This window comes from Agrobacterium sp. 20P9.1.2 (assembly GCF_057799395.1).
The window spans coordinates 332,442-345,179 of the sequence record NZ_JBYOKI010000001.1 but is presented as its reverse complement, the minus strand read 5'-3'; the positions used below and the strand labels follow the sequence as shown (position 1 = coordinate 345,179).

Below are 12,738 nucleotides of genomic sequence, written 5' to 3'. Positions count from 1 at the left end.
GTCCATTCTCCTTAAATGCCGAGAACCGGCTGTACCAGCCGAACCAGCCAGCTCTTGAATTTCAGCGGCGCGTCGGTGACGGCAAGGCAGATGCAGTCTTCGCCTTCACCGGCAATCGGCTGGTGCGTCAAATCCTCGTCGGCTTCTTCGAAGTCGCCCCGACGGAAGACATCCGCACCATCGTGGAAGTAACCGGACAGAACGACGGTCAGTTCACGTCCGCCATGGGTATGTTCCGGCACCGGCTTTCCTGCGGGGATGCGCAGCAGCCGCACATTGGCTTCGCCATCCCGTGTGCGGATGGGGAAGTGGTAGGCACCGGGGCCGAGTTGTTTCCATTTCAGCGCATCGACATCACCGCCCGCATAGGAGCGCAGGGGCTCCGGCAGAACGGCATTGTCATTTGTCTGGGGTACCGGTTTCGCGGATACAGGCGTTGCCTCCGCTTTCAGCAGCTTGCGTATCTTCTGCCACTGGTCGTCGGACACCTCATCTGCGGGCGCGATATCGCTGAGCAGCGCGCCGCCGGTCATTTCCAGCGCTTCCAGCCGCTGACGGCTTTCGGGACATAGGGCCAGATGCGTCGATACGGCAAGGCTCCAGCTTTCGCCGAGGCTTCCGGATGCGTAATCCAGCAGTAATTCATCACTGACGTGGTGCCGTACACTCATGTGCGTGACTCCAGAGCCGCGCGCAGCTTGGCGAAGGCAAGCCGGATGCGCGATTTGACGGTGCCAATCGGCAAGCCCAATTGCTCGGCGATGGCGCTGTGGGAAACTTCATCGAAAAAGGAGCGCTTCAACAGATCCAGCTGTTCCTGCGGCAGCTGCGCCAGTGCGCGGTGCAGGCGCTCGGCATCCTGCACCTCTTCCATCTGCGTATCGGCAGCGGGGGCATCGTCCTGCACTAAGGCGGGGTCGTTGATATCGAATTCCGGGCGCTTGTCCTTGCGGTGCGCATCGATTCTCAAATTTCTGGCAATTCTGAAAATCCAGGCGGAAACATTGCCCCGCGCCGGATCGAAAAGCGCGGCCTTGTTCCAGACCGTCATCATGGTTTCCTGCATCAGTTCCTCAGCGGCCTGCGCATCGCGCACCTGCCGTAACATATAAATCCGCACACGCGGGCCGTAATAACGAAACAGCACTTCGAAGGCCTCGACGCTGCGCTCGGCAGCCACGGCCTTGATAAGACCCGGGCATTCGCTCTCGATTGTGTTCCTGACGGTATCATTCATGCGGATCGGCTTCACTCCGCTTCCATACAGCTTGCCTGCGACCGGATTGGTCCGGTGACGCGGAATATATTGGCACGCAAGGCCGTCTATGGAAACGTTTATTGTCATGAATCCGATTACGCCAGACGCCCGCGACCGGATCACCGCCAACAAAAAAATGCACTGCCAGCAATCCATTCGCCGACCTCATGCGTATTGTGTGACAGATCGAATGCGGAACCTGATATGATGGACTTCACGACAGCCAACAGCAACCGACCCGCCCGACGCAAGATTGCCGTCATAGGCTCCGGCGTAACCGGTCTTTCTGCGGCCTGGCTGCTGGACAAATCCGCCGATGTGACGCTGTTCGAAGCCGATAGTAGGCTGGGCGGCCATGCCAATACGGTGACTGTCGACCGGCCCGGAAAGGCCGATATTGCCGTCGATACCGGCTTTATCGTTTACAACGAACGCAATTATCCCAACCTCGTCGCCCTGTTCGATCATCTGGGCGTCCAAACCGAAGCTTCCGATATGTCCTTCGCAGCGTCCCTGCGCGGTGGTCGATTGGAATATTCCGGCACAAGCATCAACGGACTTTTCGGGCAGAGGTCCAATCTGCTGCGCCCTCGCTTCTGGCACATGGTGCGTGATGTGATGCGCTTCTATAAGCAGGCCCCGGCCTTGTTGGACGACGCGTCTCTGCAAGGTGTGAGCCTTGGGGAATATCTTGATAGCAATGGCTATTCTCTGACCTTTATCGATGACCATTTGCTGCCCATGGGGGCCGCGATTTGGTCCACCACTGCCGCTGGCATGCGCGCCTATCCGCTGCATGCCTTCATTCGCTTCTTCGTCAATCACGGTCTCGTGCAGCTTTCGGGCCGTCCGCAGTGGCGCACCGTAAAGGGCGGAAGCCGCGAATATGTCTCGCGCATCATGTCGCAGTTCAAAGGCATGGTGGTTCTGGATAGCAAGATTGCGGGCATAAGGCGCAGCGACGACGGCGTGAAGGTGCTGGACCGGTCCGGCCATCTGTCCGTTTTCGACGATGTGGTGATCGCGACCCATGCCGATCAGGCCCTGTCGCTGTTGGCCGATGCGGACGCGAACGAACGCTCCGTGCTGGGCGCTTTCGATTATACGCGTAACACCGCCGTTCTGCATTCCGACGAGACCTTGATGCCGAAACGCCGCAATGTCTGGTCTAGCTGGAATTATCTCAGCGAGCCCAATTCCACCGGCGCAGAACAGCTTTGTGTCACTTACTGGATGAACCGTCTTCAGAACATCGATGAGGCGACGCCGCTGTTCGTGACGCTCAATCCATCGCGTCCGGTCAATCCCACGAAAATAATCCGCACCTTCGACTACACCCATCCGCTGTTCGACACCAAGGCGCTGGAAGCCCAGAAGCTGTTGTGGAGCCTGCAAGGACGCCGGAACACATGGTTCTGTGGTGCGCATTTCGGTAGCGGTTTCCATGAGGACGGCCTGCAATCGGGTCTGGCCGTCGCGGAAGCCGTGGGCGGCGTGAAGCGCCCATGGAACGTGGAAAACGAGTCCGGGCGCATCTTCCTTTCCCCGGAAAAGGCGCTGGCACCATGACCTTCCGCTCCGCCATCTATGCCGGACATGTCGTGCATGCGCGCCACCGCCCGCACGCTCACAAAATGCGCTACCGCGTGTTTTCGCTGCTGCTGGATCTGGATGAGCTGCCGCTTCTGGACAAGGGCTTGCGCCTATTTGGCTATAACCGCCGCGCCGTTTTCAGCTTTCATGATAGCGACCATGGCATGGGCGAAAAAGGCGGGCTGAAGCGCTGGGTCGCAAGCCATCTGGCCGATGCGGGCATTAACGTTTCGGATGCTGGTTTGCGGGTCGATATGCTGTGTTACCCGCGGATCTTCGGTTATGTCTTCAATCCGCTGACCGTCTATTTCTGCCATGACGCGCAAGACGACTATCGCCTCGTCGCCATTCTCTACGAGGTCTGCAACACATTCCACGAGCGGCACACCTATATCATTCCGGCCGTGGTCGGTCAGACCGGCACGGTGCAGCATTCCTGCGCCAAGGAAATGTATGTCTCGCCCTTCGTACCGATGGAATGCACCTATGATTTTCGCATTCAGCCGCCGGACGACAAGGTTCTGGTGGCCATCAACGAACGCGATAGCCAGGGCGAACTGCTGTTCGCGTCCTTTGCCGGCAAACGCCGTGCACTGAGCGGCAATGCACTCCTGAAAGCGCTGATCACCTATCCGCTAATGACGGTGAAGATCATGGGCGCAATTCACTGGGAAGCACTGCTGCTCTGGGCAAAGGGCAATCCGATTTATCGACATGAGACCGCGAGCAATCGCATCGCCAGTTCGGTCATCGTCAGCGACGTGACCGTGCCGGGCGCACCAATGGGAGGAATGAAACATGAGCCACGCTGAGCAAGAAACCATTCCCTTTCTGATGGAACATGCACCGCTTTGGCAGAGGATGCTCTGCCGCCGGCTGACGAACATGACGCATGGGCGCCTGACCGTGCTGTTTCCGGGCGGATACGAATTTGTGGTCAATGGGCAGGAGCCAGGCCCTCACGGTGTGGTCTCGCTGAACCGAGGCCGCGTGGTACGCCGCCTGCTGATGGGTGGCAGCCTCGGCTTTGCGCAATCCTATATGGACGGCGATTGGGATACGCCTGATATCGCGACCCTCTTGGAAGTGGCCATTGCCAACGAGAAGAACTGGCTGTCCGTTTCCGAACCGTCCCGCCTCGTCTCTGCTTTCGCCTTTTTGCGCCACCGGTTGCGTCGCAATTCCAAATCGGGAAGCCGCCGCAACATCGCGTTTCACTACGATCTCGGCAACCGTTTCTATTCGGCATGGCTGGACGAGACGATGACCTATTCCTCAGCGCTGTTCGAAAAACCGGGACAAAGTCTGGCCGAGGCGCAGAATGCCAAATACGACCGCATTGTCGAGCAATTGCAGATCGGCCCCGAAGACCATGTGCTGGAGGTTGGTTGCGGCTGGGGCGGCTTTGCCGAATATGCCATCGCCAAAACCGGATGCCGTGTGACCGGCTTGACTCTCTCCCGTGAACAGGCCGATTTTGCGAGAGCCCGTCTTGCCACCGCAGGACTTGCCGACCGAGCCGACATCCGGCTTGAGGATTATCGCGATTGCCAAGGCAAATATTCGAAAATCGTCTCCATCGAAATGTTCGAGGCTGTGGGCGAGGAAAACTGGCCGACCTATTTCCGCCGTCTACGCGAGCTTCTGGCTAAGGGTGGCGAAGCCATGGTGCAGGTCATCACCATTGATGAGAGCCGCTTCGATGACTATCGTCGCAATGCCGACTTCATCCAGACCTACATTTTCCCCGGCGGAATGCTGCCATCGGTCACAGCCTTTCGTGACGCTGCCGCGACCGAAGGCTTTGCAGTTCCCGATACGCTGCGCTTCGGCAAGGATTACGACCGTACCCTGATGCTGTGGGACCGCGCCTTCCTCGCCAACTGGCATCGCATCGAACCCTTGGGCTTCGATGAGCGTTTCCGCCGCATGTGGCAGTATTATCTGCACTATTGCGCAGCCGGTTTCCGGGCTGGCACCATTGATGTGGTTCAGTTCAAGCTGCGGGGCGCATGACCGTATTTGCGGCCCGCTTCAAGCCGGGCCGACCAAGCAGATGGCACGAGCGCAATCTGCTCGTGCACAATGAAATTCTCATATTCATGGAACTTCACGCAGGCACTCACGTTACGGTGAGTGCCTTTTGTTCAGCATCGAACGTCTGGGAACCGGCTATCGGTTCTGTTCGATATAAAAACGTGGAGAATATTCATGAATCAGATCATTTACATCGTCGGCCTGGTCGTTATCGTTCTGGCAATTCTGTCTTTTTTCGGCTTCCGCTAATAACAACTTTACAGTTGTAAAAGTGCGACATTGCAAATATTCTTTCTGACGGGAACCATGTCAACTTTTCAGTCGTTGACATGGGCTGTTAGGGAGGTGTCCGATGAAACAAACTATATGGACAGAGCCTGTCGAAGTGAATTTCGACACGAGTACCAGAAACATCATTGCCGGGCCGTTCGATGCACTGGCATTGCTCACTGAAAATTGGCCGCATACACGCGGATTGACCTTCGTCAGGGCTCGCAGCGCATGCCGCGCAGCACTGGATGGACGCAAGACGCCGGAGGAAGCACGCAGGTGCTTCGAAGATGCGGTGTCCGAGGCCAGGGGCCACCGGTCGCATTGATGGGCATATAGCGACGGCTGGCATTTGCTGCCATCATGAAGGCTTGAAAAGTCAGAGCTGAACCGTATTCGCAGTCTGATGAAGGCGACTACGGGTCGGCTTTTTCTTTGTTTACGGTCTGCCTAAAGCGCATACGAAAATGGCCCCTTTCGGGGCCATGTCTGTCTGGAGATTACATCCAGTATGGCGGGACGCCATAATAGTCGTAGACCTTGCGATCATCGTTTCCGAAATAGCTATCGTCATCGCGACTGGCGAATTTCGGGCCGTTTTCAATCTGCTCTTTGGTGAGATCAATACGGTAGCCATCGAGCTCTTCATCGTAGTGCAGCTTTTCCCATGGCAGCGGGTAATAGTCGTCGCCGATGCCGAGGAAGCCACCGAAACTAAGGACAGCGTAAGCGACACGGCCGCCGCGCTTTTCAAGGATGATGCGCTGGATGGAACCGATCTTCTTGCTGTCGGCGCCATAGACGCTCGTGCCTTCGACCTTATCGCTCGCAATGAAGCTTGGCGTATCCTTGACGTAGGGGTCCTGACCGGCCTGCGGTGCGTGATGTACCATAACGTTTCCTCCTTAGGTTTTGTATTCGTTATGGTTTGTAAATCCTCCGGCGGCGAAATCGTTCCCTTACAATTGCCTTCAGTGCCAGTCGAGCTTGTCGATCTCTTCACGAAAGGCAAAGCGCAACAGGTGACTTTCGACCACGGATTTGGCGCGCGAAAGCTTTTCCTCGTCGGGTGCCGTCACCGCGATTTTCAGGCGTTCCTCATCTGCATCGAGGCTGGCAGTGCCGAAATCGAAGGTGCATTCACCGTGGGTTTCGGAGTAGTTGACCTCTATCTTGTGCGCAAAATGCTTGAAGAGCTGGACGAGATATTTGCTGCCGCTTGTGGTGGCCAGTTCCGCGTTTGCTGCCAACATGTCTTTTCCTTTCGCATAAACATGAATTATTAACTCATGATTATTGCTGCTGACGGAATTTGGCAAATGAAAAGACGGTAACATATGGGGCTGTTTCTAAGCCCTCACCCGGCCAACACGAGCAAGCAGCATCACCGGCAGAATGCCGATCACCACGATGGCCAGTGCTGCAATCGAAGCCTCCTCATAGGTGCCGCGCGCCGCTTCACCGTAGAGATGGGTGGCGAAGGTTTCGAAGTTCAGGGGGCGCAACAGCAGCGTGGCTGGCAGTTCCTTGACGCAATCCACAAACACCAGCAAGGCGGCTGCAGCCATGGCCGCCCTCGACAAGGGCAGATGAATACTGCGGAAGGTAGCGGTCGAACTGCGACCCAGGGTTCGCGATGCCTGATCGAAAGAAAGCGGAATGCGGCTCAGCCCCGCATCGATGCCGCCGCCTGCAATCGTGAGGAAGCGTGCCGCATAGGCAAAGATCAGGGCCGATCCGCTTCCGATCAGCAAGAGGCCGGTCGAGATGCCGAACCATTGCTGCATCGTCGCATCCAGAAACCGGTCGAAGCCACCAAGCGCGATTAGCACGCCAATGGCGATAACGGTTCCCGGCGCGGCATAGCCGACGGTTGCGAGGCGGAAGGACCAGATCGAAGTTTTGCCCGGAGCAAGCCGCATCGCATAGGCGACGATCAGCCCTGCTCCGACCGTGACCAGCGTCGCCGTTCCGGCAAACAGGACGGTATTCAAGGCTTCCGCCGCAAAGCGCGAGGAAAGGCCGCTGAACTGGAAACGCTTCCATGCTTCCACAACGAGATAGATGGCCGGGGCCACAAAGCCGATCAGGATCGGCAGGCTGCCGATGCCGAAGGCCAGAATGCCGCGCGGGCCTTGAAGGCGTGCTGGGGTGAGAACCGTGCTTTTCTGCGCGGAGGTTGAGTAACGCTGCCTGCGCCGCGCCCATCGCTCCATGGCAACCAATGCCACGACCAGCAGCAGCATGCAGAGCGCAATCTGCGCCGCTCCGGGCAGGTCCGACTTGGTGACCCAAGTGGTGTAAATCGAGACGGTGAGCGTGCGCACGCCCAGAAATTCCGATGCACCGATATCGTTCAACGCTTCCATCAGTGCCAGGCTGACACCCACCGCAATGGCCGGACGGGCAAGCGGAACCGCTACTCGCAAGAACAGCGCATGTCGCGAGGTTCCAAGCATGCGCGCGGCATCCAGCAGATTTCCGGCCTGCGTCAGAAACATCGCCCTGACAGGGATATAGACGTAAGGATAGAGTACGAAGCCGAGCAGAATGATGCAGCCGGTCATCGAGCGGATATCGGGCAGGCGAAATTCGCGCGGGCTGGAATATCCCAGCACCCAGCGCACCACGCCCTGCACCGGGCCGAGCGGATGCAGAATATCGAGATAGGCATAGGCGACGATATAAGTTGGGATGGCAAGCGGCAGCAGCAGCGCCCATTCCAGCAGCTTTCGCCCGCGAAAATCATAGGCGCTGACGAGCCATGCGCTGGCTGTACCGACGACCCCGGCAAGCAGGCCGACGCCGAGCAGAAGTATCAGCGTTTCCGGAAGTGCCGTTGCCAGCACGGTATCGCGCAGATGCTGCCAAAGCCCCGACGATCCTTTGATCGCTTCCGAGAATAGCGCCAGCACCGGCAGCATGGCGAGCGCGGCAATGATGCAGGATGCCAGCAGCCACCAGAATGCGGAATTGATCCGCAGTCTGGGTTTGGAAGGAATGGCCGTGCTGGTGGTGGCGTGCATGCTGATCTTAAGGTTTTGCCGCGCGGAATACGAGGTTGCTTGAAACAGGCAAGGCGCCCGCGTGAAACGGGCGCCTGAAAACAAATGGGCGTAGAGATCTCCCCTTCCGTCATACCGGCCTTGAGCCAGTATCCAGACTGCGCGTCTGCGCAGCTAAAGAGTCTTTCAGCCCAATGACTTGGGCTGGCTGGACCCCGTATCGAGTACGGGGTGACGGAGTCTGAAGAGCCGCAGTCCCAAAGAGCGAACGCCCTTAATTATCGAAGCCGACCTTATCCACCAGCTGGCTGGCTTCCTTGCGGTGCGAGACGATTTCCGTCAGTGGCTTGTTGTCGATCTTCAGTTCACCGAAGGAGGCGACGATCTTGTCGACGGCAGCGCCCTTGTTGACGGGATATTCGTAGTTGGCTTCGGCGTAAATCTTCTGGGCTTCATCGGAAGCCAGATATTCAAGAAGCTTGACGGCTTCGGCCTTGTTCGGTGCGTTCTTGGCAACCGCTGCACCGGATACGTTGACCTGTGTGCCGCCATCCTTGAAGGTCGGAAGGATGACCTTGATGGCCTCGCCCCACTTGACCTGCTCTTCGCCGCCCTTGCCGGAGCGCATCAGGCCGACATAGTAGGAATTGGCGATACCGATATCGCAAATGCCGCCGAGAATGTCCTTGGCCACATCACGATCGCCACCGCCAGCCTTGCGGGCCAAATTGTCCTTTACGCCAGCCAGCCACTTTTCGGTTGCTTCAGCGCCGTGGTGGGCGATGTAATCTGCAAAGAGTGCCGTGTTGTAAGGATGCTGGCCGGAGCGAATGCAAACCTTGCCCTTCCACTTGGCGTCAGCGAGGTCCTCGTAATTGAAGGAAGACAGATCGACATCCTTGGCGGCGTAAAGAACGCGGGCACGCATGGAAAGCGCAAACCAGTTCCCCTTGGCATCGCGAAGTTCAGCGGGAATAGCCTTCGTCAGCACGTCGGATTCGACCGGCTGTGTCACGCCCTTTTCGACCAGATCAACCAGATTACCGGCATCTACAGTCATCAAAACGTCCGCAGGAGAGCTCGCACCTTCGCTCAAGACGCGCTCGGCCAGACCGTCCTTCAGGAACACGGTGTTGACCTTGACGCCGCTTTCCTTGGTGAAGGCTTCGAGCAACGGCTGGATCAGGGCCGGTTCGCGTGTCGTGTAAATGTTCAGTTCAGCAGTGTTGGCAGCACTTGCTGCGAAAGCAACGGTGCTGGCAAGAAGTGCTACTCTGGCGACGGTCGAAGATGTCATGTCTATCCCCCTTGAGACTTGAAAATGATGTCGGAGATGCATGCACCATACCTGATCAATTAAATCAAGTTATGCCCTGTATATTTTTAGGGGGATTTCGTCACTTTGAGTTGAATATGACGCTTTTTTTGAGGACGAAATCTCGGAATTCAATCGGAAGTGAACATAAGGACGCTGTCCTTGGCAACCGATAGGCCGACATTGCGCATGTCCGCAGGGCTTCTTTTCATGCTGCGGACCCGCAAATCCTGCGGCAGGCCGCTGACGCTGACCGACACCTGTTCGATCTCACCCATGAAGACCCGGCTAGTGATGTGGCCGGAGATATCCGCCCCCGCATCCACGGTGGAAAGGGTGATGGCGCTGGGCCGGATATAGGCAAAAGCCTTCGCGCCTTCGCGCAAATCACCCTTATGCGGAAAATTGCCGATGGGTGTTTCCAGATGGCCGTTTCTGACCGTGCCTTCCACCTTGTTGAAGGCGCAGAAGAAATCGGCGGCGTACCGGCTGACTGGGTTATCATGCACCTCGTAACCCGTGCCGCTTTGGACGATGCGGCCCTGCTGCATCAAAACCACCCGGTCACCCGCCGACAATGCCTCTTCCGGATCATGCGTGACCATGATGGCCGTGGTTTTGAGATCGCGCAGCAGACCGAGCGTCTCTTCACGCACGCTATCGCGAAGGCCGCGGTCGAGATTGGAAAAGGGCTCGTCCATCAAGAGGATGTCCGGCTTCGGCGCCAGAGCCCGCGCCAGCGCCACACGCTGCTGCTCTCCGCCTGAGAGCGTATGCGGATAGCGCTTGGCCAGATCTGCCAGCCGCACATGCTCGATCATATCAGCAGCCCGGGCCCTGGCTTGCGCTTTCGGCTGGCCCTTCAGGCCGAAGAGAACATTCTGCTCCACCGTCAGATGCGGAAACAGCGCGTAATCCTGAAACACAAAGCCGATGCGACGCTTTTCCGGCTCCATGAAGGTCGTTGGCCCGGCAATCTCAAGTCCATTCATCATCACCGAACCGGCATCCGGCGTTTCCACACCGGCAATGATGCGCAACAGGGTGGATTTGCCGCAGCCGGAACGCCCGACAAGGCAAATGATCTCACCGCGCATGACCGTCAGGTCGATATTCTCAAGCACATTCACATCGCCGAAACGCTTTCCGATGGTGTTGAGTGTGAGAGCGGCGATATCTAACATGGGCGGTTTCCGTGCATTTCTGGTGGTTTTGTTGATCGCGCAAATCAGGATTAAAGTCAAAAGCCAATCGGTTTCCGACCCCCTCATAAGCGCCTGCGATTTGGAGCGGCAATAGTTGACGTTTACGTTAGAGTTAAATACGCTGATGTGAGTGGATGGTTTTGGAGGCTTCATCTACGATTGCAATATTCGCTGGCGCACCTGTCGGGCTGAGGAGCAGGCTGGTACAAGCGTGCATCGTAGGCGATTGCAAGTGCCGGCATGGGGAGGAAACTATGAGCGACAGGAATTTGAGCCGTGAGGAAACGCGCATCGTGCAGCGGCCTTGGCTAGCATCTTATCCGCAGGGTGTGCCTGCGGAACTTCCCGACCTTGGCTATGCCTCTCTGGCAGAACTTCTGGAAAAAAGCTGTGCTCGCTATGCGGATCGCAAGGCCTTTTCCAGCATGGGCAAATCGTTGACCTACCGCCAGTTGGAAGAACAGACCCGCCACATCGGCGCGTGGCTGCAGCAACTGGGCCTGCAAAAGGGCGACCGCGTTGCTGTGATGATGCCGAATATTCTGCAGAACCCCGTCGCGACCTACGCCATTCTGCGTGCCGGACTGACAGTGGTGAACGTCAACCCGCTCTATACCCCCCGCGAACTGGAACATCAGCTGAAGGATTCCGGCGCGAAAGCCATTTTCGTGCTGGAAAATTTTGCCCATGTCGTTCAACAGGCGCTGCCCAAGACCGATGTGAAACATGTAATCGTTGCCGCGATGGGCGATCTGCTTGGCCTGAAAGGTCATCTCGTCAATTTCGTGGTGCGTAAGGTCAAGAAGATGGTTCCGGCCTATGCACTGCCGCAGGCTGTGACCTTCAAGCAAGTGCTGGCGCAATCCAGACAAATGGAGTTGAAGCCCGCGAATATCGGCCTCCAAGACGTTGCCTTCCTGCAATATACCGGCGGCACGACGGGTGTTTCCAAGGGCGCGGTTCTGACCAACGCCAATCTTCTGGCAAACAAGGCCCAGATATCGCTTTGGATGGATGCGGTCTTCGTTCACAAGAAGCGACCGGACGTGCTGAACTTCGTTTGCGCGCTGCCGCTCTACCACATCTTCGCTTTGACGGTGAATTCGCTGATGGGTGTCGCCCTTGGCGGCCACAATCTGCTGATTGCCAACCCGCGTGATATTCCGGGCTTCGTCAAGGAGCTGTCCGGTTACACGCCGCATGTTTTCCCGGCCATCAACACGCTGTTCAACGCGCTTTTGAACAATGAGGATTTCCGCAAACTGGACCTTTCCTCGCTGGTTCTCGTCATGGGTGGCGGCATGTCCGTTCAGCGCCCGGTGGCGGAACGTTGGGCGTCTATCACCGGCACCCATATTTGCGAAGGTTACGGCCTTTCGGAAACCTCCCCGGTTGCGACCGTCAACCCGCTGGGCCGCTCCGATTTCAGCGGCACCATCGGCCTTCCCATGCCATCCACAGATGTGGATATTCGCGACGATGACGGCAACAGCTTGGCCCTTGGCGAAGTGGGTGAGATTTGCATCCGCGGCCCGCAGGTCATGCCGGGTTACTGGCAGCGCCCGGATGAAACCGCAAAGGTGATGACGCCGGACGGTTTCTTCCGCTCAGGCGACATGGGTTTCATGGATGAGGCGGGTTACACCAAGATCGTGGACCGCAAGAAGGACATGATCCTGGTCTCGGGCTTCAACGTTTATCCAAACGAAATCGAAGAGGTGGCAGCGGCCCATCCCGGCGTGCAGGAATGCGCCGCAGTGGGCGTTGTGGATGAGCATTCCGGCGAGGCCGTGAAGCTTTACGTGGTGAAAAAAGACCAGGCGTTGACGGTGGAAGAGCTTAAGGCCTTCTGCGCCAAAAGCCTGACCAACTACAAGCGGCCCAAGCATATCGAGTTTCTGCCGGAACTGCCCAAGACCAATGTTGGCAAGATCCTGCGGCGTGAACTTCGAAAGCTGGCTAACTGATTGGTGTGCTTCACAATATTTCAATCGATTTAGCTATCTCGCCTTGATTTAGCCCGATGAAAAAGAATAGTTTCCTCATCCTTCCACG

12 protein-coding genes are annotated in these 12,738 nt (G+C 57.3%); 5 read left to right on the top strand and 7 right to left on the bottom strand.

Annotation, left to right across the window (positions count from 1 at the left end; all coding sequences use genetic code 11):
• Positions 1–11: 11 nt before the first annotated feature.
• Both AC27VJ_RS01695 and AC27VJ_RS01690 read right to left on the bottom strand, forming a co-directional pair.
• Entirely contained in the window at positions 12–671 is a 660-nt protein-coding gene (locus AC27VJ_RS01695) for a ChrR family anti-sigma-E factor (RefSeq protein WP_488682576.1), read from the bottom strand.
• Positions 668–1,345 (bottom strand): sigma-70 family RNA polymerase sigma factor, encoded by a 678-nt coding sequence (locus AC27VJ_RS01690; RefSeq protein ID WP_488682575.1) that lies wholly within the window; start codon positions 1,343–1,345, stop codon positions 668–670. Before AC27VJ_RS01690 ends, AC27VJ_RS01695 begins: the two co-directional genes overlap by 4 nt.
• A gap of 117 nt (positions 1,346–1,462) precedes the next feature.
• Between AC27VJ_RS01690 and AC27VJ_RS01685 the strand changes: the two genes are divergently transcribed.
• The 4 genes from AC27VJ_RS01685 (at position 1,463) to AC27VJ_RS01670 (ending at position 5,486) form a co-directional block, all read left to right on the top strand.
• The gene (locus tag AC27VJ_RS01685) at positions 1,463–2,827 is read left to right on the top strand and encodes an NAD(P)/FAD-dependent oxidoreductase (RefSeq protein ID WP_488682574.1); all 1,365 of its coding nucleotides are present in this window, start codon (positions 1,463–1,465) and stop codon (positions 2,825–2,827) included.
• Positions 2,824–3,663: a DUF1365 domain-containing protein gene (locus tag AC27VJ_RS01680; RefSeq protein WP_488682573.1), complete on the top strand. Its 840-nt coding sequence runs from the start codon at positions 2,824–2,826 to the stop codon at positions 3,661–3,663. Before AC27VJ_RS01685 ends, AC27VJ_RS01680 begins: the two co-directional genes overlap by 4 nt.
• Complete coding sequence (locus AC27VJ_RS01675) at positions 3,650–4,867, top strand: class I SAM-dependent methyltransferase (protein ID WP_488682572.1); 1,218 nt, start codon at positions 3,650–3,652, stop codon at positions 4,865–4,867. Before AC27VJ_RS01680 ends, AC27VJ_RS01675 begins: the two co-directional genes overlap by 14 nt.
• 373 nt (positions 4,868–5,240) lie before the next feature.
• Entirely contained in the window at positions 5,241–5,486 is a 246-nt protein-coding gene (locus tag AC27VJ_RS01670) for a DUF982 domain-containing protein (protein ID WP_113087981.1), read from the top strand.
• Positions 5,487–5,658: 172 nt separating this feature from the next.
• On the opposite strand, the gene AC27VJ_RS01665 is transcribed toward AC27VJ_RS01670, so the two are convergent.
• The 5 genes from AC27VJ_RS01665 to AC27VJ_RS01645 all read right to left on the bottom strand — a co-directional run bounded on the left by AC27VJ_RS01665 (position 5,659) and on the right by AC27VJ_RS01645 (position 10,662).
• Positions 5,659–6,051 carry a PRC-barrel domain-containing protein gene (locus AC27VJ_RS01665; protein WP_353576848.1) on the bottom strand — a complete coding sequence of 131 codons (393 nt, stop codon included), beginning with the start codon at positions 6,049–6,051 and terminating at the stop codon, positions 5,659–5,661.
• 78 nt (positions 6,052–6,129) lie between these two features.
• Complete coding sequence (locus tag AC27VJ_RS01660) at positions 6,130–6,411, bottom strand: DUF2218 domain-containing protein (protein WP_488682571.1); 282 nt, start codon at positions 6,409–6,411, stop codon at positions 6,130–6,132.
• A gap of 96 nt (positions 6,412–6,507) precedes the next feature.
• Complete coding sequence (locus tag AC27VJ_RS01655; protein ID WP_488682570.1) at positions 6,508–8,184, bottom strand: ABC transporter permease; 1,677 nt, start codon at positions 8,182–8,184, stop codon at positions 6,508–6,510.
• Between the two features lie 253 nt (positions 8,185–8,437).
• The gene (locus AC27VJ_RS01650) at positions 8,438–9,460 is read right to left on the bottom strand and encodes a Fe(3+) ABC transporter substrate-binding protein (RefSeq protein ID WP_488682569.1); all 1,023 of its coding nucleotides are present in this window, start codon (positions 9,458–9,460) and stop codon (positions 8,438–8,440) included.
• A 149-nt stretch (positions 9,461–9,609) separates the two neighbouring features.
• Entirely contained in the window at positions 9,610–10,662 is a 1,053-nt protein-coding gene (locus AC27VJ_RS01645; protein ID WP_488682568.1) for an ABC transporter ATP-binding protein, read from the bottom strand.
• A gap of 275 nt (positions 10,663–10,937) precedes the next feature.
• Between AC27VJ_RS01645 and AC27VJ_RS01640 the strand changes: the two genes are divergently transcribed.
• Positions 10,938–12,650, top strand: coding sequence for a long-chain fatty acid--CoA ligase (locus AC27VJ_RS01640; RefSeq protein WP_488682567.1), 1,713 nt, complete (start codon positions 10,938–10,940; stop codon positions 12,648–12,650).
• Positions 12,651–12,738 lie beyond the last annotated feature (88 nt).